The organism is Rhodococcus sp. 5A-K4, from assembly GCF_046097995.1.
Classification (GTDB): domain Bacteria; phylum Actinomycetota; class Actinomycetes; order Mycobacteriales; family Mycobacteriaceae; genus Rhodococcus_F; species Rhodococcus_F erythropolis.
This window is the reverse complement of record NZ_JBJURM010000013.1, coordinates 43551-68456: the sequence shown is the minus strand read 5'-3', so window position 1 is coordinate 68456 and position 24906 is coordinate 43551. Positions and strand designations below refer to the sequence as shown.

At 61.4% G+C, this 24906-nt stretch carries 23 protein-coding genes; 19 read left to right on the top strand and 4 right to left on the bottom strand.

The features are described from left to right. Positions 1 to 2: 2 nt before the first annotated feature. The 7 genes from ACKAMS_RS18255 (at position 3) to ACKAMS_RS18225 (ending at position 7325) form a co-directional block, all read left to right on the top strand. Entirely contained in the window at positions 3 to 899 is an 897-nt protein-coding gene (locus tag ACKAMS_RS18255; RefSeq protein WP_019744803.1) for a branched-chain amino acid ABC transporter permease, read from the top strand. Continuing rightward, positions 896 to 1984: a branched-chain amino acid ABC transporter permease gene (locus ACKAMS_RS18250; protein ID WP_020970387.1), complete on the top strand. Its 1089-nt coding sequence runs from the start codon at positions 896 to 898 to the stop codon at positions 1982 to 1984. The genes ACKAMS_RS18255 and ACKAMS_RS18250 overlap by 4 nt, the downstream gene beginning before the upstream one ends. 58 nt (positions 1985 to 2042) lie before the next feature. Then, positions 2043 to 3326 carry an ABC transporter substrate-binding protein gene (locus ACKAMS_RS18245; RefSeq protein WP_020970386.1) on the top strand — a complete coding sequence of 428 codons (1284 nt, stop codon included), beginning with the start codon at positions 2043 to 2045 and terminating at the stop codon, positions 3324 to 3326. Positions 3327 to 3339: 13 nt separating this feature from the next. After that, a complete protein-coding gene (locus ACKAMS_RS18240) occupies positions 3340 to 5061 on the top strand; it encodes a class I adenylate-forming enzyme family protein (protein WP_024487191.1) in 1722 nt (573 codons plus the stop codon). Then, positions 5058 to 5459, top strand: coding sequence for a nuclear transport factor 2 family protein (locus ACKAMS_RS18235; RefSeq protein WP_019744799.1), 402 nt, complete (start codon positions 5058 to 5060; stop codon positions 5457 to 5459). The genes ACKAMS_RS18240 and ACKAMS_RS18235 overlap by 4 nt, the downstream gene beginning before the upstream one ends. After that, on the top strand, positions 5440 to 6459 hold the full coding sequence (locus ACKAMS_RS18230; protein WP_408989342.1) for an LLM class F420-dependent oxidoreductase: 1020 nt from the start codon (positions 5440 to 5442) through the stop codon (positions 6457 to 6459). Before ACKAMS_RS18235 ends, ACKAMS_RS18230 begins: the two co-directional genes overlap by 20 nt. Positions 6460 to 6524: 65 nt before the next feature. Continuing rightward, positions 6525 to 7325: a crotonase/enoyl-CoA hydratase family protein gene (locus ACKAMS_RS18225; RefSeq protein WP_408989341.1), complete on the top strand. Its 801-nt coding sequence runs from the start codon at positions 6525 to 6527 to the stop codon at positions 7323 to 7325. 46 nt (positions 7326 to 7371) lie between these two features. Here the strand turns inward: ACKAMS_RS18225 and ACKAMS_RS18220 are convergent, their stop codons facing one another. Both ACKAMS_RS18220 and ACKAMS_RS18215 read right to left on the bottom strand, forming a co-directional pair. Next, entirely contained in the window at positions 7372 to 8673 is a 1302-nt protein-coding gene (locus tag ACKAMS_RS18220) for an MFS transporter (RefSeq protein ID WP_400819462.1), read from the bottom strand. Positions 8674 to 8939: 266 nt separating this feature from the next. Beyond that, positions 8940 to 10127: an ROK family transcriptional regulator gene (locus ACKAMS_RS18215; RefSeq protein ID WP_021332277.1), complete on the bottom strand. Its 1188-nt coding sequence runs from the start codon at positions 10125 to 10127 to the stop codon at positions 8940 to 8942. A gap of 194 nt (positions 10128 to 10321) precedes the next feature. Between ACKAMS_RS18215 and ACKAMS_RS18210 the strand changes: the two genes are divergently transcribed. The 4 genes from ACKAMS_RS18210 to ACKAMS_RS18195 all read left to right on the top strand — a co-directional run bounded on the left by ACKAMS_RS18210 (position 10322) and on the right by ACKAMS_RS18195 (position 13880). Further along, positions 10322 to 10552 (top strand): DUF3263 domain-containing protein, encoded by a 231-nt coding sequence (locus ACKAMS_RS18210; protein ID WP_020970382.1) that lies wholly within the window; start codon positions 10322 to 10324, stop codon positions 10550 to 10552. Between the two features lie 69 nt (positions 10553 to 10621). Further along, positions 10622 to 10939, top strand: coding sequence for a WhiB family transcriptional regulator (locus ACKAMS_RS18205; RefSeq protein ID WP_003946343.1), 318 nt, complete (start codon positions 10622 to 10624; stop codon positions 10937 to 10939). A gap of 24 nt (positions 10940 to 10963) precedes the next feature. Further along, positions 10964 to 12361 carry a xylulokinase gene (gene xylB / locus ACKAMS_RS18200; protein ID WP_070385532.1) on the top strand — a complete coding sequence of 466 codons (1398 nt, stop codon included), beginning with the start codon at positions 10964 to 10966 and terminating at the stop codon, positions 12359 to 12361. 40 nt (positions 12362 to 12401) lie between these two features. Continuing rightward, positions 12402 to 13880: an FGGY-family carbohydrate kinase gene (locus tag ACKAMS_RS18195; RefSeq protein ID WP_031333752.1), complete on the top strand. Its 1479-nt coding sequence runs from the start codon at positions 12402 to 12404 to the stop codon at positions 13878 to 13880. Between the two features lie 22 nt (positions 13881 to 13902). Here the strand turns inward: ACKAMS_RS18195 and ACKAMS_RS18190 are convergent, their stop codons facing one another. Beyond that, positions 13903 to 14673 (bottom strand): SDR family NAD(P)-dependent oxidoreductase, encoded by a 771-nt coding sequence (locus ACKAMS_RS18190; RefSeq protein ID WP_408989340.1) that lies wholly within the window; start codon positions 14671 to 14673, stop codon positions 13903 to 13905. A gap of 17 nt (positions 14674 to 14690) precedes the next feature. Further along, positions 14691 to 15713 (bottom strand): sugar-binding transcriptional regulator, encoded by a 1023-nt coding sequence (locus ACKAMS_RS18185; protein ID WP_408989339.1) that lies wholly within the window; start codon positions 15711 to 15713, stop codon positions 14691 to 14693. Between the two features lie 177 nt (positions 15714 to 15890). On the opposite strand from ACKAMS_RS18185, the gene eltD reads away from it, so the two are divergent. From eltD to ACKAMS_RS18145, 8 genes are all read left to right on the top strand, one after another. Further along, positions 15891 to 16964 (top strand): erythritol/L-threitol dehyrogenase, encoded by a 1074-nt coding sequence (eltD, locus tag ACKAMS_RS18180; RefSeq protein WP_037249529.1) that lies wholly within the window; start codon positions 15891 to 15893, stop codon positions 16962 to 16964. A gap of 129 nt (positions 16965 to 17093) precedes the next feature. Then, complete coding sequence (locus ACKAMS_RS18175; RefSeq protein WP_021345203.1) at positions 17094 to 18473, top strand: ABC transporter substrate-binding protein; 1380 nt, start codon at positions 17094 to 17096, stop codon at positions 18471 to 18473. Between the two features lie 130 nt (positions 18474 to 18603). Further along, positions 18604 to 19476, top strand: a complete 873-nt coding sequence (locus ACKAMS_RS18170) for a carbohydrate ABC transporter permease (protein WP_021345202.1) — start codon at positions 18604 to 18606, stop codon at positions 19474 to 19476. A 4-nt stretch (positions 19477 to 19480) separates the two neighbouring features. After that, a complete protein-coding gene (locus ACKAMS_RS18165; protein ID WP_021345201.1) occupies positions 19481 to 20347 on the top strand; it encodes a carbohydrate ABC transporter permease in 867 nt (288 codons plus the stop codon). Then, entirely contained in the window at positions 20347 to 21522 is a 1176-nt protein-coding gene (locus tag ACKAMS_RS18160) for an ABC transporter ATP-binding protein (RefSeq protein ID WP_256063337.1), read from the top strand. Before ACKAMS_RS18165 ends, ACKAMS_RS18160 begins: the two co-directional genes overlap by 1 nt. Beyond that, positions 21519 to 22667, top strand: a complete 1149-nt coding sequence (locus tag ACKAMS_RS18155) for an ABC transporter ATP-binding protein (RefSeq protein ID WP_021345199.1) — start codon at positions 21519 to 21521, stop codon at positions 22665 to 22667. The genes ACKAMS_RS18160 and ACKAMS_RS18155 overlap by 4 nt, the downstream gene beginning before the upstream one ends. A 12-nt stretch (positions 22668 to 22679) precedes the next feature. Then, on the top strand, positions 22680 to 24428 hold the full coding sequence (locus ACKAMS_RS18150) for a dihydroxyacetone kinase family protein (protein ID WP_021345198.1): 1749 nt from the start codon (positions 22680 to 22682) through the stop codon (positions 24426 to 24428). Next, positions 24421 to 24900: a ribose-5-phosphate isomerase gene (locus tag ACKAMS_RS18145; RefSeq protein ID WP_021345197.1), complete on the top strand. Its 480-nt coding sequence runs from the start codon at positions 24421 to 24423 to the stop codon at positions 24898 to 24900. Before ACKAMS_RS18150 ends, ACKAMS_RS18145 begins: the two co-directional genes overlap by 8 nt. Positions 24901 to 24906: the final 6 nt, after the last annotated feature.

Here is a 24906-nt window from a genome sequence, read left to right as displayed (position 1 = left end):
CGGTGACACTCTTTCTCGAACGACTCATTTCCGGATTGACCAACGGGTCGATCTACGCAATTCTCGCGCTGGCACTAGTGGTGGTGTTTCGCGCCACCGGCACGATCAACTTCGCTCAGGGCGAGTTGGCCCTGTTCACAACCTTTGTCGCCTGGTGGCTGACGACGATGTCCTGGCCGATCTGGTCGGCGATCGGAGCGGCCCTGGCTTTGGGGTTCCTACTCGGAGCATTGATGGAGCGTCTGCTCATTCGGCCGGTTCAGCGTCGAAGCGACATGGCAGTGCTGATCGTGGCACTGGGATTGTTCACCGGGCTCAACTCGTTGGCCGGAATGCTGTGGGGGAGCGATACCAAGATAATGCCGAGCCCGTTCCCCAACGGTCCCACCGACTACATCTCGGTGGGCGGTGCGCGCGTGTACGGCGACGCACTGGGCGTACTGGTGGCGCTCGTTGTCCTACTTGTGTTGATGTCCTTGCTCTTTCGCAAGACGAGAGTCGGTCTGCACATGCGTGCCGTCGCGGACAATGCCGAATCTGCCACTCTCGCCGGAGTTCCGACCAGCCGGATACTCGCAATCGGTTGGGGAGTAGCAGCTGCCATCGGTGCCCTGGCCGGTGTCCTGGTCACTCCGCTCTCGCCGCAACAACTCGGTCTCACGACCATGTTCCCGATCTTCATCGCAGCATCCGCCGCAGCGCTGTTCGGCGGTCTGGACAGTCTCGTCGGCGCCGTGGTCGGCGGGTTGACGATCGGTGTCCTGGAATCGATGCTCAGCGGCTACATTTCGGTCATCGGCGGTTCGCTGCAGCAGACATCCGCCCTGTTGATCATCGTGGTGATCCTTTTCGTCAGACCCAATGGACTGTTCGGTACCAAGAAACTGGAGCGGGTATGACGACGCTTGCCGAGAGAAATGAACCCGCCGTCGCCGAAAAGGCAGTCAGGCGACCGCGGGTAGTGGTCGCCGGATCGACGTCGTACCGGATACTCCAGTTGGTTCTGCTGGTGGCTGCCGTGTGTGCGTTGCTTCTCGCGTCACAGAGCGCGCCGTTTCGCGTGGGCCAGTTCACGAGCGTCTTCATCATCGCGATTGCCATTGCGGGACTCAATATCGTCAGCGGATACACCGGACTTCTGTCGATCGGCCATTCTGCCTTCTTCGGCCTGGGCGCGTACACGACCGGCGTTCTGATCGTCGATCGCGGATACTCGCCGTTGACCACGATCCCGATGGCGGTCGTATTGTGTTTTGTACTAGGGCTTCTCGTCGGTCTTCCCTCGTTGCGGATCAAGGGGCTGTATCTGGCTCTCGTGACACTCGCCGTCGCTGTTGCATTTCCCGAGGTGATCCGCAAGACCGGGGATCTGACCGGTGGTGCCGCCGGAATGGTGGTTCGCGCAAATCTGCTCGTTCCGCCGAAATGGACGGGTCTGACCCGAGCCGACACCTACCTCTGGATCTTTTGGGTGTCGGTGGTGACTCTGGCGATCGTCATGCTCCTGATTCGCAATCTCGTCAAGAGTCGATTCGGTCTGGCCATGGTCGCGGTGCGTGACAACGAGATCGCGGCGAGCGCAAATGGCATCAACGTCGCGCGGGTCAAGATTCTCGCTTTCGGGCTTTCCGGCGCGATCACGGGCCTGGCAGGTTCACTGTTCACGATGTACATCGGCGCGCTCTCACCCGAATCCTTCTCGCTGATGAAGTCGATCGAGTTCATCACCGGACTGGTGTTGGGCGGAATCGCAACCCAATTCGGCCCGATCGTTGGGGCAACGGCAGTGGTGTTCTTGCCGTACTACACCGGAAGCGTCACCGACGGCCCCGTGTCGGGAGTGGTGTTCGGCGCGGTGCTGATCGCGATCGTGTTCTTGATGCCGGACGGAATCGTCGGACGGATCAACAGCGTGCTCCGACGGTTCGTCCTCGTGGTTCCCGCAGATCATCCCAAGTATCGCGAGGGTGAACCTCGCACCTGAGCGCCGTCTCCCTCGCCCACTCTCGTTTCCCTCAACTCACAGCAAGGAACTGGACGATATGAAAAGGCAGACCACGATTCCCGCAGTCATCGCCGCTGCGGCACTACTCCTTTCGGCCTGCGGAGGTAGCTCCGACGCAGAGAGCAACACGTCGACATCGGCCGGCGCAGTATCGGTCGACGACTGCAGTGATCCCAGCGGTGCCGCAGCGCCGATCACCGACAAACTCACGGTGGGATGGAGTGGGCCGACGTCAGGCCCGCTCGCCGATGCCGTCGGCAACGTGATCGAAGGAATGCGAGCACGGTTCGAGGTGGAGAACTCGGCCGGCGGCGTCGGCGGCGTCAAGCTCGACGTCGTGGTCAAGGACGATGCATTCTCCCCGGAGCGCGCCAAAGCCAACGTCGGAGAGTTCATTCAGAAGGACAAGGTCGACGTTCTGGGCACCTTCGGGGCCGGGCAGTTGAACGCCATCGCGGACGATCAGACCACTGCCTGCGTGCCGTTGCTCTTCGCGCAGGCAGGCATGCCCGAGTTCCGGGTCATCGAAGACTTCCCGTGGACCACGGAGTATCTACCGGATCCGGGCGTCGAGATGGAGGTAGTGGTCGAGAGCTTGAAGAAGAAGTATCCGAACGGCGCCAAGGTCGCACTGGCCACGAACCAGACCGAGTCCGGACAGGGAATCGCCAACGGCTTCAAGTCCGCGATCGAAGGAACCAACTTCGAGATCGCGGCGGAGGAGGCGCTGACCGACCCCAAGACGGCGGCTTCGACTCTCAAGGCCAGCGGCGCCGAGGTTTTGGTGGTCGCCGGTGTCACTACCGACTGCCTCGCGATCACTCAGGCGATCGGACGTGTCGGATGGAAGCCCGACACCGTGATTCAGCCGTCGAACTGCGTCGACGGTGCGACCCTGTATGCACCCGCCGGTGATGCTGCCGACGGGCAGCAGGTGATGGTGTGGCTCAAAGATCCCAACAACGCTCTCTACAAGGACGACGCGGCGGTGCGCGACTATCTCGCCGGTGCAGCGGCTCACGGTGCAGATTCCCCGACCAACAGCTACACCGTGAACGGCTGGGCCATCGGTGACCTGTTGGTGGACAACTTCACTCGGGCCTCTCAGTCATCCGACGGACTCTCACGTGCCACCATCATGAGTGCCGCGCGAACGCAGGACTACCACCCGCCGATGTTCATCGACGGAATCAAGTTCACGATGACCGCGGACCATGCGTTGGGAATCCTGGCCTTTCAGCCGTTCGAGTGGAATGCCGCTACTCAGGCGTTCGAGAAGCAGGGCGACGTGATCGACATTTCCGGCCGTTACGAGAACTGAATCGAGTGCGCGAATGAACAAGACACACAGGGGATTGCATCCTCGCGTCAAGGTGGACGAATACACCTCGAAAGGGTGGTGGTCCGACGAGACGATCGATCACGTGTTCCGGGCGCAGGTGCGGGCCCGAGGGGACGAGCTTGCCGTAGTTGATCCGGCGAACCGCAGCGAGTTGTCCGGCGGAGATCCAAGACGCCTCAGTTGGAACCAACTGGAGAGCGAAGTCATCTCGCTCGCTGCGCGCTTCACCGAGGCAGGCTTGGGCCGGGGAGACGTTCTGGGCGTTCAGATGCCTAACACCGTCGAACTGGTCGAGGTCTACCTTGCAGCGTGGTCGCTGGGGATCGTGGTCTCACCCTTGCCCATGCAGTACCGCGAACGTGAAGTGGAAGGAATGGCCAACCAGGCGGCGTTTGCAGCATTTGTCACCGTGCCCAGCTTCGGGGACAGATTCCCGGTTACGGAGATCGCTGCAATCAGATCCCGAATTGCCTCTCTGAGATCGGTATTCGTCTACGCTCCCGAATCAGAGCTTCCGGCTGAGCTTCCTACCGGCGTCGTGGGGCTGAGTCCTCGGGCAGCCACCGAATCGCAGCGAAGTGCTCTGGACAGACGAAACACCGAAGATCCGAACGACCCCAACGACGCGATGACGATCTGTTGGACCTCCGGAACCGAAAGCGAGCCGAAGGGGGTCCCACGTTCGCACTACGAGTGGCTGGCCATCTGCTGGGCCACGATCGATGCTCCCGACATCGTCGTCGACGACGTCCTGCTTAACCCGTTCCCGATGGTCAACATGGCCGGAATCAACGGAATGTTCCTGCCCTGGCTCCGCACGGGATGTGTACTGGTACAGCACCACCCGTTCGACCTTCGAGTGTTCCTCGGGCAGATCGAGGCCGAGCGAGTGACATACACGGTAGCGCCGCCTGCTCTGTTGTGGATGCTGCTTGCCGACGAGTCGATGCTCGCGGCGGTCGATCTGTCGAGCTTGACGCGGATCGGTTCGGGTTCTGTGCCACTGCAACCTCCGATGGTGCGGGGATGGCAGGAGCGATATGGAATCGGAGTCATCAACTTCTTCGGATCCAACGAAGGCATCAGTCTGCTCTCCTCGCCTGCGGACATGCCGGATCCGGACGACCGCGCACGGTACTTCCCTCGTTTCGGTGTCGAGAACTTTCGCTGGAGCACCAGGATCTCGGACTGGATGGACGTTCGCCTGGTCGACGTGGTCACCGGCGAGGACATCACCGAAGTCGGGCACCCGGGTGAGTTGCGAATCAGCGGACCGACGGTCTTTGCCGGCTATCTCGGCGATCGACCGTCACCGTTCGACGAGCGCGGATTCCTGTGCACCGGAGATATCTTCGAGATTGCCGGTGATCACGGACAATTCCTCCGCTACCTGGATCGCGGCAAGGACCTGGTGATCCGCGGTGGAATGAACATCGCTCCGGCCGAATTGGAGGGGTTGATCGCCGAGCATCCGGCCGTCGCGGACGTGGCCGTCATCGGCGACCCCGACGAAGTGCTCGGTGAGCGCGTCGCAGCAGTGGTGACACTTCGACCCGAGACGGAACTCGAACTCGATGCTCTGGTTGCGTTCCTGAAAGACAAGCGCATCGCGTCGTACAAACTTCCCGAGCGGCTGGAGATTCGGAAAGAACTGCCGCGCAATTCGACCGGAAAGATCCTCAAGCGTGAGCTTCGACAGAAGAGTGTGGCATGAGTGTGATGAACGACAGTGACAAGCTTGCGTTGGCGCGTGAGATGTTCCAGGCGTGGGACGTCATGGACTGGGCACGCGTCGTCGACCTGTTCGCCGAAGACGGTGTGCTCCACAGCGTGATGCAGGAACCTCTTGTCGGCAAGGAGGCTGTAGCGGGCCGAATTGCATTGCTGGCAAGCAAGTGTGAACGGATCACCCTGAAGATCGAGTCGCTCGGCGTGATCGACGGCAGGGTTTTTGTACAGCGAGTGGACGATTTCCACTTCGACGGGACCCACGGCGTCGTTCCTGTTGTCGGAATCCTCAGCATGGCAGACGGGCTGGTCACAGAGTGGCTCGAATACTACGACCGTCCGACACTCTTGAAGGGAATGGGTCTTGTCTCCGATTTCGAATAGCGGGATTTCGAATAGCCGACTGCCGACGATCGATATCTCCCTGGGCTTGTGGCAGGACCGTCCGCCGCGGGAGGTGACCACTACTGCACGCCTCGCCGACAAACTGGGGTTCGGCCGAGTGTGGGTGGGGGAGATGGCGACGTACGACGCCTTTGCTCTGGCGACGTCAGTCGGCGCCGGCTTCGAGCACTCCGAGTTGGTGGTCGGTCCGCTCGCGGTGACGGTTCGTGATCCGGCGATGATCGCGATCGGGGCGGCGTCGGTTGCCGACCTGACCGGGCGTCACGTGTCGATAGCGTTGGGCACGTCCAGCACTGTCGTGGTCGAAAAATGGCATGGGCGAAGCAGATCGGGGGCCGCACGTGCACTCGCGGAGTCAGCCTGCGCTGTGCGAGCGCTGATGGACGGCGAGCGGGGCGAAGTCGCCGGAACGGTGATGCGGACCAGCGGATATCGACTGCGACTTCAGCCGCCGGGTGGGCGGCTGATCGTTGCAGCTTTCGGAGACAAGGCCCTTCGCGCCGCGGTGGAGTTGGGCGACGAACTGGTGCTCAATCTGGTCAGCCCGGAGCAAGCGGGGCGCCTGATCGCACGGTGCAAGGAAATCGCGGCTGAAATGGAAACGCCGATGCCCCAGGTGTCGGTTTGGGCGCCGGCGGCCGTGGCAACCGAAGGCCCAACTCAGATGTCGATCGATCAGCTCAGACGTGGGCTTGTGCCGTATCTCGCTGCCCCCGGGTACTCGGACATGTTCGTGCGAGCAGGGTTTGCATCCGTGATCGAGGCAGCGCGAGCCGGGGCCGCGCCTCGAGAGATCTTGAGTCAGGTCTCGGACGCGATGGTCGCGACGGTGGGAATCGTGGGAACCGCGGCCGATGCGCGCGAGCAACTCGAGGCGTATCGAGCGGTCGGTGTGGAGACCGTCGTGGCTGTGCCTTCATCCACTGATTCGGATCCGGCCGGGCAAGTGACGATGGAACTTCTTGCCGAGATGGTATGACGAATCCCCGACGAACTTACTCTCAGGTAAGTTCGTCGGGGATATGTCGAATCGGAGGGGTTGCCGTGAGTGATCGTGTTCGTGTCGAGGTAGTGCAGTCGGTGGCGTACGTGACGTTGAACCGGCCGGAGAAACTCAACGGTCTCGATCTGGACATGCTCGACGCGCTGGTGGACGCGGCCCGAACGATCAGAACCGATCGTTCGATCCGGGGGGTGGTTCTGCAAGGCGCGGGCGACGCATTCTCGGCCGGATTGGACTTCGCTTCTGCCGGCAAGCAGCCGAGACGGATGGCCAAGGCGTTTGCGAAATTCCCCGGGCAGAAGACCAACCTCTTTCAACGCGCGTGCTGGGTGTGGCGCGAATTGCCCGTGCCGGTCATCGCGGTCGTTCACGGCCACTGCTTCGGCGGGGGACTGCAATTGGCGCTCGCCGCAGACTTTCGATTCACCACCCCTGATTGCACGTTCTCGGTGATGGAGGCGAAGTGGGGATTGATCCCCGACATGACCGGAACGGTCACGATGCGCGAACTCGCGGCAATGGACGTCGTGAAACGCCTCGCCATGACTGCTGAACTGTTCGATGGAAATCAGGCTCTCGAGTGGGGGTTCGTGAGCGGAGTCAGTGACAATCCGATCAAACCGGCACAGGAACTGTTGTCGCAGATCATGACTCGCTCGCCGGACGCCGTCGCAGCGACGAAGACGTTGCTGCACAAGACCTGGAACCGATCGCCACGCGGTGCGTTCTGGATCGAATCGCGGATCCAATTGGCGCTGATGAGAGGCAAGAACCACAAGATCGTACGCACCGCCAATGCCGCGAAGAAGTTGCCGGAGTTCGCCATTCGAAAGTTCGGCTGACAAACTCCGGCGTCGCGACGCCGCGGGGCGTCCACATCGAGGTCGATCACACCATCAGGTCGCGGCCAGATCGGTCCTTGATGAGCATCGTCGCGACAAACGACACTGCGGCCAACAGGGCGAGATAGATCGAGATGGCAAGAGTGCCACCGGTCTTGCCGAGGAGCCATTGGGCGACGGTGGGAGCAAAGGCGCCGCCGAAAATGGTGCCGACGGCGTAGGAGATCGACGCGCCGCTGTAGCGGATCGAAGCTGGGAACAGTTCGGCGAACAATGCCGGTTGAGGTCCGTACGACAGTCCGAGTCCGACCGAGAACAGGATCATCGCCACGTAGATCCAGCCGAGATTGCCGGTGTCGATGAGGAGGAAGAACGGCACCGCGAAGAGGATCATTGCGAGGTTGCCGACGTTCATCACCGTGGTTCGGCCGCGCCGATCCGACCAGTAAGCGCCGATCATGGTGAAAACGCCCCACGTGACTGCACTTGCGAGCGTGGCAATCAGTAGTTCGGTCTTACCCAGGCCGTAGGTCTTGGTTGCGTACGCGACGATGAATCCGCCGATCACCATGTAGCCGTTGCCGTTTGTGCCGATGAAGGAGAAGGCCGCGAGTACGACCTGCTTCGGGTGTTTCTTGAACAGAGTTCGGATAGGCGTGTTGCTCTCGGTGCGGCGTTCCTTGAGTTCGGCGAACACGGGTGACTCGCTGACCTTGCTTCGAATGTAGAAGCCGACGCCGATCAACACGACGCTGAGCAGGAACGGCACTCGCCATCCCCAGGTGGTGAACTGTTCGTCCGTGAGGGTGAACGTGCACAGTGCCAAAACGCCGGTGGCGAGCAACATTCCGAGCGGTACGCCCATCTGGACGAACGCTCCGAAGAACCCTCGACGCTTGGTGGGTGCGTGTTCGACGGCAAGAAGAGCAGCCCCACCCCATTCGCCACCCGTCGAGAATCCCTGCACGATTCGGAGAAGGATCAACAGGATCGGCGCCCAGATGCCGATCGAGGCATACGTCGGCAGCACGCCGATGAGAACCGTCGCGGCCCCCATCATCGCCAACGTCGCGACCAGGACACGTTTACGGCCGAGTCTGTCGCCGAGATAGCCGGCCACGATGGCGCCGAGAGGACGGAAGACAAAGCTGATGCCGACCGTGACGTAGGAGACGATCTGGCCTGCCGAGCCCATCGGCTTGAAGAACAGGTCGGCAAAGATCAGGGCTGCGGCTTGGGCGTAGATGAAGAAGTCGTACCACTCGACGGTGGTGCCGACCATCGACGCCATCGCGGCGCGGTCGTACTCCTTCGCGGCGGGCTTGGTGCCAGTTCTGGTTGTGGTCATCGAGCTACTTTCTGCCAGTCACGTGGTTCACCGGCGCGGTGAACTGCGAAGTCGGAACAGGGGAGAAACGCTGTTCGATCTGCGACGTTGCCGGTGTGCTCGGTGCATGCTTGTGGCTGACTCGGAGCGTTCCTGCGCGATCTCATTGTCGATATTGGCAACCGAATGATCGGTAGGTAATGAATTATGCAGAAGTGTGAGCGTCAACACAAGGGGTGCCGGAAAGGTCTGATTATCTGGTTCAGAGCATGCGAGAAATCAGTTGCTCAGGTGTGGAGCGACGCGGCGATCCGCAGATCGATTTCCCTGGCGCTGAGCAGATGGTCGAGGACGAGAACCGCACAACCGAGGATCCCGGATTGTGCGCCGTGGCTGACCGAAGCGATCTGAAGCTTTCGGGTGGCAAGCGCCGTTGCGTTGCCGTAGACGGACTCCCGGAGTCCGGCGAGGAAGAGCTCGTCTGCCTCGGCCATGTCGCCGCCGATGATCAGGACCTCGGGATTGAGGAGGTTTACCGCGCCGGAAATGACGTCGCCGATCAGTCGGCCGCTGCTTCTGATGAGCCGGCGGGCTTCGCTGTCGCCGTCCAGGGCGAGGCGGACAACGTCACGCACGTGCCCGACGCTTCGGCCCTGATCTCGGAGGGCGTGCACGAGAGCCCAACCGCTGGCGACGGTTTCGACGCAGCCGACATCGCCGCAGCGACACTTCATGCCCCGCGCTGCAGCGGTTTTGGTATGCCCGATCTCGCCGGACGCTCCGAGTGAACCGCGTTGGAGGATTCCGCCCATGACGATTCCTGCGCCGAGGCCGGTTGACGCCTTGATCATCAGGAGGTTGGGCGCGCTCTCGCGTCGTTCGCTCAATTCGGCCAGGGCCATCACGTTGGCATCGTTGTCGGCGAACAGTGGCGCCGTGGTCACCGATGCCAGATAGGGGGCAAGAGCGACGCCGTCCCATCCCGCCATCATCGGAGAGTCGAGGCTCGCTCCCGCGGCGACGTCGACCGTTCCGGGAATGCTCAGTCCGATTCCGATGACCTCGGTAGACGCGCGTTGGACCTGGGCCAGTAGTGACGAAAGATGCTCGGCAATTTCGGGCATCAGTTCGTCGGGGCCGACCCCGACCGACTTGTCGATGTCTTCTGCGGCGAGGATCGTGCCCGCCAGGTCGGTGACGGCAAGTTGTGCCCGCGATCGACCGATTGCCACGACGAGAACCACGCCGGACGAGTTCGCGAAGGTGAGAGTGGACGGCGGCCGGCCGCCCGTCGACGGGCCCTCGTCGTCATCGGCGATCAAACCAAGCGATTGAAGTGCTGCAACCCTGGCCGATACCGCCGTCCTGGACAGGCCGGTGAGCTTCCCGATCTCGCTGCGCGTGGTCGCGGAACCGCTGCGTATCAGCGTGAATACCTCTCCCGCGGTAGCCGGAGTCGTGGACGGTCGGGTCATTGTCCTATTCAAGCATTCCTCGTCGGTAACTTCAGCGTGCGAAAGTTGGCATACTTTGTCCACAAAAAGACGTAAGTAGGTCTTGTGAAAAAGCAGAAGTAGGCATAGTCTGTGTCTTGACTCACTGCCACGGGCGTCCGAGGAGACGAGTCGCAGTTTCTGTGAAGCAGGGCGCACAAACAGGGGAGAACCTGATGAGCCGCACCGATACACAAGAGATCGTCGAGTTCGCACGTAAGTGGCAGCAGTTCGACGGTGGACCTGACGAAGAGATCTTTGTAACCTTCGGCCTCGCCCCGGACGAGTATTTCCGCAGGCTGCAGGCAATTCTCGACGACGGCGTCGTAGCGCTGACTCCGCCGGTCACCGGCGAACTCGCAACGGTCTGTGCACATCGACTCGGCCAATCGGCCAGGCGTCGATAAGTCCGACCCGGCGTCAGCCCCGAGTCACCCGAATCCGTTTCACCCGAGTAAGGAATTGAGGTCGCCATCATGCACAAGCACCTTCCGATGCCGTACCCGACCGCCGAAGTGTGGGACTGGCAGCTGCAGGGAGCGTGCCGTGGGCACGATTCCGCGGTCTACTTCCACCCGGACGGCGAGCGTGGACACGCTCGCGAGAACCGTGAACGCAACGCCAAGAAGGTCTGCGCGACGTGCCCTGTACTCCAGCAGTGCCGCGAACACGCACTCTCCGTCCACGAGCCTTACGGCATCTGGGGTGGAATGACGGAGACCGAGCGCGCAGAATATGTGCGATCGCTGCGTAAGCGCAGCAACCGGATGCCCGCGGTCGCCAACGCGAGCTGACGGTCCTTCGGAAAGGACGCCAGTGTGACCCTCGTAGCCGGTATCGATTCGTCTACCCAGTCGTGCAAAGTCATTGTCCGTGATGCCGATTCGGGAGAACTGGTACGAGAAGGGCGGGCGGCCCATCCCGTCGGTACCGAGATAGATCCGACATGCTGGCTCGAGGCGATGGACAATGCAATCGCCGCGGCGGGTGGGCTCGGCGACGTCGCAGCGGTATCCGTCGGAGCTCAACAGCACGGCATGGTGTGTCTGGACAGCGGCGGCGAGGTCGTCAGGCCGGCGCTGCTGTGGAACGACACTCGTTCGGCGAAGGCTGCGATGGATCTGGTCGAAGAACTCGGCGGATCGAAGGCGTGGGCCGACGCGGTTGGCGTAGTTCCGGTCGCCGCGGTCACGGCAAGCAAGCTTCGATGGCTCGCAGATCACGAGCCAGGCAACGCCGATCGCACTGCCGCGGTGTGTCTTCCGCATGACTGGCTGTCCTGGAAATTGGGCGGGTCCGGTTCAATCGAGGAGCTCGCCACAGACGCGGGCGACGCAAGTGGAACCGGCTATTACGCTGCCTCGACGCGCGAATACCGTACCGACTTGCTGGCGTTGGCATTTCGCGATCGCACCCCCCATGTTCCCCGAGTTGCATCGCCGAACGACAAGATCGGAAGCACTGACCCCGGGGGAATCATCGGACCGGGTACGGGTGACAATGCCGCAGCCGCACTGGGTTTGGGAGCAGTCCCCGGTGACGTGATCATCTCGATCGGAACATCCGGCGTCGTGTCGGCTGTATCGGCCACCCCCACGCACGATCCCAGTGGAAACGTGGCAGGATTCGCGGACGCAACCGGTCTGCACCTGCCGCTCGTGTGCACTCTCAACGGCGCGCGCATTCTTGATGCGACGGCGTCCATTCTCGGTGTCGATCACGCCGAACTGTCCCGGTTGGCGTTGACCGCGCCCCTCGGAAACGACGGACTGGTCATGATTCCGTACTTCGAGGGCGAGCGGACGCCCAACCGCCCCGACGCCACGGGAGCAATGCACGGCTTCCGGCTGCAGAACTCGACGCCGGCGCATTTCGCGCGCGCCGCAGTCGAAGGGCTCCTGTGCGGCTTGGCTGACGGCGTCGACGATCTGGTTCGTCAGGGCGTCGAGGTGAAGCGAGTTCTCCTCGTCGGAGGCGGAGCGAAGTCTCGCGCTCTCTGTGAGATTGCGCCGGCAATTCTCGGAGTGCCGGTCGTAATCCCTGCTCCGGGTGAGTACGTCGCCGAAGGGGCATGCAGGCAAGCAGCATGGGCACTGTCCGGGGACACGCAGCCGCCGGTGTGGCCGAAACCGGAAGAGCGACGATTCGACGCCGAACCAGCTCCCCACGTGCGCGAGCGCTACGCGTCGTTGCGCGAACTCACCGAAGGTGTGTAACCACAGAGCCTGACACCGCTCGCTCGGTTAGGGTGACTCCGTGGACTTGTTGGTAGGTATAGACATGGGGACGGGTAGCAGCAAAGGGGTTCTGGTGACCCCTGACGGTGTGGTCCTGGCGACCGAGCAGATCGATCACCAGATCTCGATGCCCCGCCCTGGGTGGGCCGAGGTGGACGCCGAGAAGATGTGGTGGTCCGAGGTCTGTGAGATCTCGAAACGTCTTGTGGCACAGGTTCCCACGATTGCCAAGGTGGCCGGCGTATGTGTCAGTGGCGTCGGTCCGGCACTGGTGTTGTGCGACAGTGAACTTCGTCCTGTTCGTCCGGCTATCCTCTACGGAATCGACAGTCGAGCCTCGGCAGAAGTGGCCTCGCTGACCGAATTGTTCAGCGAGGAGGCAATACTCGATTGTGGTGGCAAACTCCTGTCGAGTCAGGCCGTCGGACCGAAGATCGAGTGGGTACGCATCCATGAACCGGAAACTTTTGCCGCGGCGACGCGGTGGTACGGCTCGAATTCGTACATCGCCGCAAAGCTGACCGGTGAGTACGTTCAGGATCATCACACGGCCAGTCAGTGTGATCCGCTTTATTCGGTCCGAGACTTCAGCTGGAAATCCGATTGGCTGGATCGCATTCTGGGGCATCTGGAATCGCCTCGTTTGGTATGGCCGAGTGATGTTGTCGGACTGGTACATGCTGATGCGGCCGAGCAGACCGGACTACCTGCCGGGACGCCCGTTGTCGCGGGTACTGTCGACGCCTTTTCCGAGGGGTTCAGTGTGGGGGCCCGCCATCCCGGGGATCTCATGCTCATGTACGGGTCGACGATGTTCCTGGTACAGGTGCTCGACAAGTTTCACAGCAATCCGGCACTGTGGACAACCGCAGGGGTTCAGGAGAATACTCTGGCACTCGCGGCCGGCACTTCCACTGCCGGAAGCCTGACCGGATGGCTTCAAAAGCTCACCGGTGATGCACCATTCGAACAGTTGCTCGCCGAGGCCGAGGCCGTGCCGGCCGGCGCCGAAGGGCTGCTGATCCTGCCGTACTTCGCCGGCGAACGTACCCCCGTGTTCGACCCCAAAGCCAGAGGCGTCGTCGCAGGACTGTCGTTGCGCCACGGCCGGGGGCATCTGTTTCGGGCCGCCTATGAAGGTATCGCCTTCGGAATCCGTCAGATACTCGAAATGTTCGGTGACACAGATGAACCTGTTCGCCGCACGATCGCTGTGGGAGGCGGGGTCAAGAGTCGGGTCTGGACACAGGCGATCAGCGACATCACCGGACACACGCAGTTGGTTCCGGCTCAGACCATCGGCGCCAGCTACGGCGATGCGCTGTTGGCTGCGATCGGGACCGGACTTGTTGCGCCGGATACCGATTGGACGACTCTGTCGCACGAAGTAGTGCCGAACGCAGCCAACAAGGCGATGTACGAGGATTTGTATCAAACGTGGTTGACGCTGTACCCGTCGACGAAAGAACAGATCCACGCCCTCGCCGAGTTCGGCTGAACGGTCCGATGGCTTCGGCCGCTCAGCTTACGAGGTAGCCGCCATCGATGGGAAGGTCGGTTCCGTTCACCATGGCGGCGGCATCCGACGCCAGCCAGACGACGGCTTCGGATACCTCGTCCGGCATGGCAAAGCGCCCAGTCGGGATACGGTTCAACATCGGTGCAGCCTTGTCGTGTTCACCCCATACCGTCTGGCCCATCTCGGTGAGTACAACCGTCGGGCAGACCGAGTTGGCCCGGACGCCGCGGCTACCTAATTCCAAGGCAAGCACTTTGGTGGCCATCACCAACCCGGCCTTTGCGATGCAGTACGAATAGTGCTCGGGCAACGCGCGCAAGGCTGCTGCCGAAGCAACCGTCACGATGGCTCCGCCGCCCGCGTCGGCCATGGCTGAGCCGATCTTCGCGGCTAGCAAGGCCGGCGCACGGAGGTTGACGTTCAGAACCGCGTCGAAGTTGGGTTCGGTGATGTCGGTGACAAATTCGGGATACGAGATTCCAGCGTTGTTGACCAGCACATCCAGGCCACCGAATACCGCGAGAGACTCCTGTGCGACCTGTGTCGGTGCGTCGGGTAATGCGAGATCTGCAACGAGAATCTCGGCGCGGACGGCAAAACTGTCGCGGAGTCGGTCGGCCAGCGTTGTCAGTTCGGAGCGGCTACGACCGGAGACGATTACGTCCGCGCCGGCCTGGGCAAAGGCGTGTGCGATTTGCGCGCCGATGCCTTTCGACGCTCCGGTGACAAGAGCGCGTTTTCCGGCGAGCGGGCGAGCTGACGCAGTAGGCATGGCAAAGCCTTTCGAAGTTACTCGACCGCAAGTATCTGTTGTGCGGTGGTTGGGTCGGTGACAAGTTGATTGAAGTACCGGCTGCGCGCACCGGCAATGATAGGAGCGACTTTCTCGGCGCCGACGGCCACGGCGATGCCCACCGGGATATCTTGCAGTGCAGACAGTTCGAGCGCAATAAGGCGTTCGCTACCGGGGAAGTCGACGGTGTGGCCGTCGCGATCGTAGAATCGAGAGCAGATGTCGCCCACGGCTTCTCGAAGCGATGACGACGTTATCGGGACGAACTGCGGAATGTCGGCGCGCAGTAGAGGTGGAGCGCCGATGCCCATGAGGATAGCCCGAGCCTGTGGCCACAGGCCGAGAACTCGCTGTATGGCCGGATCCTTGGTGAGGGTCGGATACAGATCGGGTCCTGGAAGCGCCGGCGCAAAAAGATAATTCGGACGTCCGCCGATCTTGTTCGAGATCAAGCGGGTGATCTCGTTGGTCTGGTACCACTCTTCCGGTTGGTCGTTGCCACCAACAGTGGGAGCGACGAGGACCCCTGGGATGGGTGTCAGATCATATTGTGCGACTTCGTATACCGTGCGCCCGGAGGACACGAGCAGTACGTCACCTGGCATGAGGCCGGCCCCGGCGAGGGCCTCGGCTGTCGCCGGGGCAAGTACCGAGCCCATGACGTCGACCGTGCCCTTCTGCTGCGCCGGAGTGGGCAGAGGTCCAGACAGGTACACGCGGTGCAGTCCGAGTTTGACGCGCAACCGCTCGGCCAGGCTTCCGTGTGCTTCTTCTTGCGGCGGTACGACCTGGATGCGGACTATGCCCTGCCGTCGCGCCTCGGAAAGCATGCGACTGACAGTGGCACGGCTGGTGCCGAGGGCTTTTGCGACTTCGGCCTGAGTAGCTTCTTCGTCGTAGTAGAGCTTGGCCGCGGTGTAGAGCAACGCGCGCGTGAATGTGCTGTTTGTGCTGGTAGATGCCGAGCCGGCAGGCGTGGATGCGGGTAGTGGCATCGCGTCTGAGCTGCTGATCGGCATGACAGAAAGGTACCTCATGAACAGATGCTCACGCACCTAGTTCAGATGAACAATTGTGCTGGACATATGTAAAAGGATCCGATACTGTGACCGCCGACACATGAAATTGTGTTCATGTGCAGCTACTGGACCAGCGCATTGCGCCCCATCCAGACCTGATCCCAAGAGGAGACAAAGATGTCCGAGACGATGAAGGCGGTCATCTGCCACGGTCCGCGCGACTATCGACTCGAAGAAGTGCCGAAGCCTGTACCGGGCCCCGGTGAAGCGCTGGTTCGGGTCGAAGCAGTCGGAATCTGTGCGAGCGACTTGAAGTGCTACCACGGTGCAGCAAAATTCTGGGGCGACGAAAACCGTCCGGCTTGGGCCGAGACCGAGGTCATTCCGGGGCACGAATTTGTCGGTGAGGTTGTCTCGATCGATGCGGCAGGATCGAAGCGCTGGGGGATCCAGGTGGGTGACCGTGTGGTCTCCGAACAGATCGTTCCGTGTTGGGAGTGTCGCTACTGCAAGCGCGGGCAATATCACATGTGCCAGCCGCACAACCTGTACGGATTCAAGCGCGTCACCCCCGGCGCGATGGCCGAATTCATGGTCTACCCAGTGGAAGCTCTGGTGCACAAGGTATCCAAGGATCTGCCGGCAGCGCATGCCGCCTTTGCCGAGCCGCTGTCGTGCTCACTGCATGCAGTCGAACGAGCAGGCATTACCTTCGACGACGTTGTTGTGGTTGCGGGCTGCGGGCCGATCGGGCTGGGGATGGTCGCCGGGGCGCGAGCAAAAAGCCCCGCGCACGTGATCGCTCTCGACATGGCACCGGAAAAGCTCGAGCTCGCCAAACTGTGCGGAGCCGACATCGTCATCAACATCGCCGACGAGGACGCCGTGCAGATCGTCAAGGATCTCACCGACGGGTACGGGGCCGATGTCTATCTCGAAGGGACAGGCCATCCGTCCGCAGTTCCCCAGGGCCTCAACATCTTGCGTAAGCTCGGCACCTACGTCGAATACGGGGTGTTCAAAGACGACGTCAGCGTCGACTGGAGCATCATCAGCGACGACAAGGAACTTGATGTCCTCGGGGCGCACCTGGGGCCCGACTGCTGGCCTGCCGCAATCCGGATGATCGAGTCCGGCCTGCTCCCGATGGACAAGATCTGCACGCATCAGCTTCCGCTGGAAGATTTCCAGAAGGGGCTCGATCTGGTCGCCAGTGGTGCCGAGTCCGTGAAGGTCTCACTCATTCCCTGACAGTTCGCACAACCGACCTGTGCCGCAGGTCGTTCGAGATCCCACTCATCCATTCAGCGGAGAATCCACATGAGTCGTTTCACACCCCGCGTCCCATTCAGCGGTGGCCCGCAGCTCTCTCGTCGAGAGATGCTGCGGGCGTTCGGTATCGCGGGAATGGCTGCTGCAAGTGTGCCCATACTTTCCGCCTGTGGTGTCGGCGGTGGTGAGAAGCCGACTAACGGCGCGTCCGAGGTGACCGGCGGATTCAATTGGCGGGCGCTGGAAGGCACGAGCATCAACATCCTGCAGACTCCGCACCCGTATCAGCAGGCGTTGCAGCCACTCCTTGCTGATTTCACCGAGCTGACCGGAATCACGGTCAAGGCGGATCTGGTGCCGGAGGCGGACTACTTCACCAAACTCAACACCGAACTCGCAGGCGGAACCGGTAAGCACGACGTGTTCATGCTCGGTGCGTACTTCATCTGGCAGTACGGTCCACCGGCTTGGCTGGAGGACCTGAAACCGTGGCTCGAGAACACGTCCGCCACGAGCGACGAATACGACTTCGAAGATATTTACGAGGGGCTGCGAACTTCTACCCGTTGGGATTTCGAACTGGGATCCCCTCTCGGAACAGGGGGACAGTGGGCGTTACCGTTGGGCTTCGAGAACAATGTCGTCACTTACAACAAGAGGGTCTTCGACGACAAGGGAATTACACTCCCTGACACATTCGACGGATTGATCGAACTTGCAACGGATCTCACGGATCGAAGTGAGAACGTCTACGGAATCGCCACGCGAGGGTCGAAGTCCTGGGCGACGATTCACCCCGGATTCATGACGCAGTTCAGCCGCGAGGGTGCCAAGGACTACGAACTCCGCGATGGCGAACTGGTCGCCACCATGGATTCGGACAAGGCGGTGGCCTTCACGCAGAAGTGGATCGACATGATGCACGCTGCCGGACCGACTTCGTGGACAACGTACGACTATCCGCAGGCAACAGGTGATCTCGGTGACGGCAAGGCAATGATGGTGTACGACGCAGACAGTGCGACGTACCCGAAGAACAAGCCCGGAGCGAGTCGGGAAGCCGGGAACCTCGCTTGGTACCCGGGGCCGGCCGGGCCGGACGGCAGCTATGCGACCAACTTGTGGACGTGGTCGCTGGCGATGAATGCGCGTTCCGAGAAAAAGCATGCGGCCTGGCTTTTCCTGCAGTGGGCCACCAGCAAGGGAACACTCAACGACGCCGTCAAATCGGGTATCTTCGCGAACCCTGTACGCAAGTCCGTGTTCGACGAGACTTTCAAACAGGAAGTCGGCGATGGTATGCCGGGCTACCTCGAAACATTCGAGACGGTGATCGGCAGTTCCAAAATCCAGTTCACGCCTCAGAAGAAGTTCTTCGACACCACGGAGGACTGGGCCGTGGCGCTGCAGGACATCTACGGCGGCAAGGATGCGCAGTCGACGCTCTCCTCGCTCGCCAAGACCAACACATCCAAGGTAAACCTCTGATCCGCGGCGGATCACCGGAGCAAGGGAGTAAGGAATAGTGACTACCCAATCCACCCGTCCGCCGTCGGAGGCACCCTCCGCGAAACCGGCAGACGCATCGCCCCGCAACGTCGAACCTCCCGAAGTGCCGATGTGGCGACGCAAGTTGCGACCCTACATCCTCTCGATTCCGGCTGTGGTGATCGTTGTCGGAATTCTCTACCCGTTCGTGATCGGCGCGTACTACTCGTTCCTGAATTACGCAGCGGTGAATCCTGATCCACAGTTCGTGTGGTTCAAGAACTTCGCGAGTGTCCTGGGCGACTCGAGCTTCTGGACCAGCGTGCGCGTGACTGGAGTCTTCGCGATTGTTGCCACAGCGGTCGAAACCGTGATCGGCGTCGGCATCGCGTTGCTGCTCAACCGTTCGAGCTTGATCGGGAAGATCTTCGAGAAGGTGCTGATCCTTCCATTGATGATTGCACCTGTCATCGCCGGTGTGATCTGGAAACTGATGTTCAATCCGCAGTTCGGAATTTTGAATCACGTTCTTGGACTGGGTAACACATTCGACTGGTTGAGCAGTCAGAATGCACTGTGGTCGGTCATTCTGGTGGACCTGTGGATCTTCACTCCCTTCGTGGCGATTCTTGTTCTCGCCGGAATGCGTTCGCTGCCGAAGGAGCCGTTCGAAGCATCCGAGGTGGACGGTGCCAGTTGGTTCTACATGTTCCGCAGGCTCATGCTGCCTATGTTGTGGCCCTACATTCTGGTCGCCGTGATCTTCCGATTCATGGACAACCTCAAAGTGTTCGACGCGGTGTACGTCCTGACTGCGGGTGGACCAGGACTGTCCACCCGAACGCTCCAGATCGGTGCATTCGAGGATTCGATCATCAATCTCGACTATTCCCGCGGCAGCACCTACATGTTCTTGCTGTGGATCATCGTGTTCGTCACCGCGCGCTATCTGGTGAGCGTGTTGGGCAAGGCGCAGCGTCGTGCTGCCGGAGCGGAGTCGTAAAGTCATGGCCAGTGAATTGATGCCAGGCCAGAAGAGATTCACCGTCGGTGCCGTAGCCGCGGACATCGTGTTGGTCGTGTGGTTCGTCTTCTCGCTCTTTCCCATCCTGTGGATGTTTCTGCTGGCGCTGAAGACTCCGGCCGAGCAGACCACCACATACTTCAAGTTCAGTCCCACGTTCGAGAACTTCGGAACCGTGCTGAGTCAGAAGGGCACGGATCTGACGAGTGTCGACTTCAAGTCGGCCCTGCTGACCAGCTTGATCAATTGTGGTGGCGCTGTTCTTGTTTCGTTGGCTATCGGAATTCCGGCGGCGTATGCTGCCGGGCGTTGGAAGTACAAGGGATCCAACGATTTGATGTTCAACATGCTTTCCTTCCGCTTTGCGCCGGAGCTGATGGTGATCGTCCCGCTGTTCGTCATCTACAACCAGATCGGGTTGTTCGACACCAAACTCGGGATGGTGTGGGTTCTTCAACTGGTGACGATGCCTCTGGTGGTCTGGATCCTGCGCTCGTACTTCGAAGACCTTCCCGAAGACCTCGAGCAAGCAGCATTGTTGGACGGATACACCCGTAAGCGCGCGTTCGTGATGGTGGCACTGCCACTTGTTCGTCCCGGAATCGCTGCGGCAGCTTTGCTTTCGTTCATCTTCGCGTGGAACAACTACGTATTCCCTCTCATCCTGGCCGACAGTAACGCAGGAACCGTCACCGTCGCGGTGACCAAGTTCCTCGGTGGCGGCGGACAGGCCTACTACAACCTGACAGCTGCGGCGGCGGTGATCGCTGCTCTACCACCGCTGATTCTGGCGTTGACGATTCAGCGATACCTTGTCCGCGGACTGTCGTTTGGGGCGGTGAAATCCTGATGGTCGCACTTACTGTCAAAGCATTGACGAAGCACTACGGAAAGACCGTGGGCATCGACGGTATCGACCTCGACGTGGCAGACGGTGAATTCCTGGTCATTCTGGGACCTTCCGGCGCAGGCAAGACCACGACGCTCAAGTCGATAGCCGGACTCGTCGAAGTCGACGACGGTACCGTCGACATCGGTGGAGTGGACATGACTCTCGTCGAGCCATACCACCGTAACGTCGCCATGGCCTTCGAGAGTTACGCCCTCTACCCGCAGAAGACGGTGTCGGAGAATCTGGCGTCACCACTCAAATCCGGTCGAACCGGAAAATACTCGGAGGACGAGCAGAAGCGCCGTATCGACGCGGTCACGAAAACGCTGGGAATCAACCACTTGCTCGAGCGGTTCCCGCGAGAGTTGTCCAACGGACAACGGCAGCGTGTCGCACTCGGTCGTGTGCTGGTGCGGCCGGCTGACGTGTACCTCCTCGACGAGCCGCTCTCACACCTCGACGCCAAACTACGTGCTGCGATGCGTGCAGAATTGCGTCAGCTCGGCCAGATGTCCAATACCACAACGGTGTACGTGACGCACGACTATCAGGAAGCGCTCGCGCTGGGTGATCGAATCGCAATCCTGAGGGAAGGGCGGCTGGTCCAGATCGACACCCCGGCCAACATCTGGCATGCGCCCGCTGACACGTTCGTGGCACGCTCGCTCGGTCAACCCGAGATCAACGTGTTCGACGCAGCAGTCGACGGCGCGGTGCTCCGGGTTCTGGGCACCGAGCTGGAGGTCGCGATTCCGGCCGACATCTCGATTTCGTCGTCGGTCGGCGCTCGCATCGGTATCCGACCGTGTGACATCGAGATTCGCGCAGATTACTCGGGAAACTCCGCCGCGGTGGCCGTACGCGGCCGGATTCAACTGGTAGAGCGGCTTGGCCGCAATGTCGAACTCTCGATAGATCTCGGCGGCGGGGTCACGATGATCGGTCTGTCGTCGGGTGGTTCGCTCGCGGTCGAAGGTGCCGAGATCGTTGTGGAAGTCGCTCGCCAGAACATTCACCTGTTCGAGGGCGCACCAGAAGGAACAGACAGTCGACGACTCGGCAGCGCGATCGTCGGCGCCGGTAGGACCGGCGAAAGTGCAACGACCTACGCAGCACAGGAGGATGGGCGATGACCACTACCGCCGATAGTCGTAGCGGCGCGAAGGTTGCGCAATCACTGACCTTGGACAACCTGGAGAAGACCTACTCTTCGCGTGGGCGGGCAACATTCCATGCGGTCAAGGGAATCGACCTGCACATCGAACCCGGTGAATTGGTTGCGCTACTGGGTCCTTCGGGATGCGGCAAGACGACAACCCTTCGGATGATTGCCGGACTGGAGACCGTCTCGAGCGGGGAGATCTTGATCGGTGACCGGAAGATCAGTCAGCTGGCACCCGGGAAACGAGGCGTCGGGGTTGGATTCGAGAGCTACGCTTTGTATCCGCCGCTCTCGGTGCGCGACAACCTCTCGTACGGATTGAAAGCCCGAAAAGTAGCGGGCGCAGACGAACTGGTGTCCACCATTGCGCGTCGTCTGGAGATGGAGGACCTACTCGACTTGCGGCCGGCCGGATTGTCGAGCGGACAGAAGCAGCGGGTTGCACTCGCTCGGGCGCTTGTGCGCAACCCGCCGGTGCTGCTCCTCGACGAACCGCTCTCGCACCTCGACGCGTCGGCGCGGCAACGGGTTCGGCGTGAACTGAAGATGCTGCAACGCGAATTCGGCTACACCACAATCGTGGTCACTCACGACCAGGTCGAAGCGCTGAGCTTGGCCGACCGGCTTGCGGTGATGGACGGTGGCATCATCCAGCAGTACGGCACTCCTGACGAGGTGTTCGACGATCCAGCTAACATCTTCGTGGCGGAGTTCGTGGGCGAACCGCAGATCAACATGTTCGACGGAATTGTGCGCCTCGAGAACGGATCTGCGGTTGTTGCCATAGGCTCGGCTGGTACCTTACCGGTCTCGACACGCAATGTCGTTGAGGGGCAGTCGGTTCGGGTCGGAGTTCGCCCCCAAGACATGACTATGGTGTCGGGGCCTGCCGGGCATCGGCAGATCACGGTGCACGTGAAGCATTTCGAGCACCTGATGGAGTTCGGTTTGGTGCAGGTGAATGCAGCGGGAACCGAGTCGACGGGCTCGGGATCAACGCTGATGGTTCAGACACCGGCCCACGAGAGGTTTGCGGCAGGCGACGAGTGCGCGGCGACTGCTCTTCCTGAACGTGTCTATCTATTCGACCCCGAAACCGGAAATCGACTGCGTTAGAGGTATTTTGTCATGACTCGGCTATTCAACGACCCCGCGACATTTACGGAAGACATGCTCGAGGGTTTCCTCGACGCCAACTCCGACTATGTTGTCGGTGTGCCAGGCGGTGTTGTACGTGCCCAGGAGACTCGACCGGGCAAGGTTGCGGTCGTCGTAGGTGGCGGTTCCGGCCACTATCCCGCGTTCTGTGGTGTTGTCGGGCCGGGGTTCGCCGACGGCGCAGTAGTGGGAAATATCTTCACGTCTCCCTCCGCAGCGGAGGCGACCTCCGTCGCTCGCGCTGTAGACAGCGGTGCCGGCGTGCTTCTGACGACCGGAAATTACGCGGGTGACGTGATGAACTTCTCGCTCGCAGTGCAAGCTTTGGCGCACGAGGGAATCGACGCTCGGTATCTACCGGTCACCGACGATATTGCCAGTGCATCCGCGGAGGACATCACGAAGCGGCGCGGAATCGCCGGTGATTTCACGGTGTTCAAGATCGCATCGGCGGCTGCGGAAGCAGGATACGACCTCGACGAGGTACAGCGAGTAGGACGCGCGGCAAACGACAACACGCGAACACTCGGTGTTGCTTTCGACGGATGTACCATGCCGGGCGCAGATCACCCACTGTTCGCCGTGGAAACCGGAATGATGGATCTGGGGCTGGGCATTCACGGAGAACCGGGTGTGTCCACGCACGAGATGCCAAGTGCCGCAGAACTGGCGAAGCTATTGGTCGACGGTGTGCTTGCCGAACGGCCGGACGGCTCCGGGACCCGCGTCGCAGTGATCCTCAACGGACTCGGGCGTACCAAGTACGAGGAATTGTTCGTGGTCTGGGCTACCGCGGCGAAGCTGTTGCGGGAGGCCGGATACACGGTTGTCTCGCCGGAGGTCGGAGAGTTGGTGACCAGCCTCGACATGGCCGGTTGTTCACTGACGCTCATGTGGCTGGACGAGGAACTCGAATCGTTCTGGACCGCAGCCGCGGACACTCCGGCATTTCGGCGCGGAACATTCGGTGTGGCAACACGATCGGGGGAGCGTCGTACTACCACTTCCGTGCAAGAGACGTCCGGTGTGAGCGCTGCGGGCGACGACCGGGGACGGCTGTGCGGAGAAACTGTGGCTACGGTGATCGATGCTCTCGCTCGGGTGATGGCGGTCAACGAAGAAGAACTGGGTCGCATCGATGCGGTGGCAGGTGATGGAGACCACGGGCGCGGGATGGTTCGCGGAACCGAATACGCGACGCTGGCAGCGCAGGCCGCAGCCGCGCAGGGTGCCGGTCCACAAGGAGTTTTGACTGCAGCGGGTGAAGCCTGGGCAGCAAAGGCGGGCGGGACGTCCGGCGTGCTGTGGGGTGCCGCGCTTACGGCGATGGGGACCCGGTTGGGTGACAAGGGACAACCAGGCGCCCATGATCTGGCTGACGGTGTACGGGCGGGCTACGACGCGATAGTGGCGCTCGGTGGAGCAAAACTAGGCGACAAAACGATGCTCGATGCTCTGTGGCCGTTCGTGGAAACCTTGAGTGCCGCAGTCGGAAACGGGGTCCTCACGGCGCAAGCGTGGGACGAAGCCGCCGACGTTGCCCAGACCGCAGCCGACGCCACGGCGCAATTGCGCCCGCTGGTGGGTCGGGCACGACCGCTGGCAGAACGGAGCGTCGGGACCCCGGACGCCGGCGCGATATCCATGGCGATGTGTGTCCGTACCGTCGCTGATTTCTTGAACACGAACTCTGAACGCAAGGAGCACGATCATGGCTGAGCGACTTCGTATCGTCGTCGGTTGCGACGATGCCGGCTTGGAGTACAAGCAGGCACTCAAGGCCGACCTCGAAGCCGACGACCGCGTGGAGGTCGTGACCGATGTCGGCGTCGGGAACGACGAGCACACTGCGTATCCGCACGTTGCTGTTACTGCCGCGAGGTTGGTGGCCGACGGCAAAGCCGACCGGGCGCTCCTCGTGTGTGGAACAGGATTGGGCGTCGCTATCAGCGCCAACAAGGTCCCGGGGATCCGGGCGGTGACTGCCCACGACAGTTTCTCGGTGGAGAGATCAGTGCTCAGCAACGACGCACAGGTCTTGTGTTTCGGGCAGCGAGTGGTCGGCCTCGAACTCGCCAGACGGCTGGCGAAGGAGTGGTTGGGCTACCACTTCGACGCTCAGAGCGCCTCTGCCGAGAAGGTTGCTGCCATCGGCGAATACGAGACAGTCGGTAAGTCGGGCGACTGCTGAGCGCTC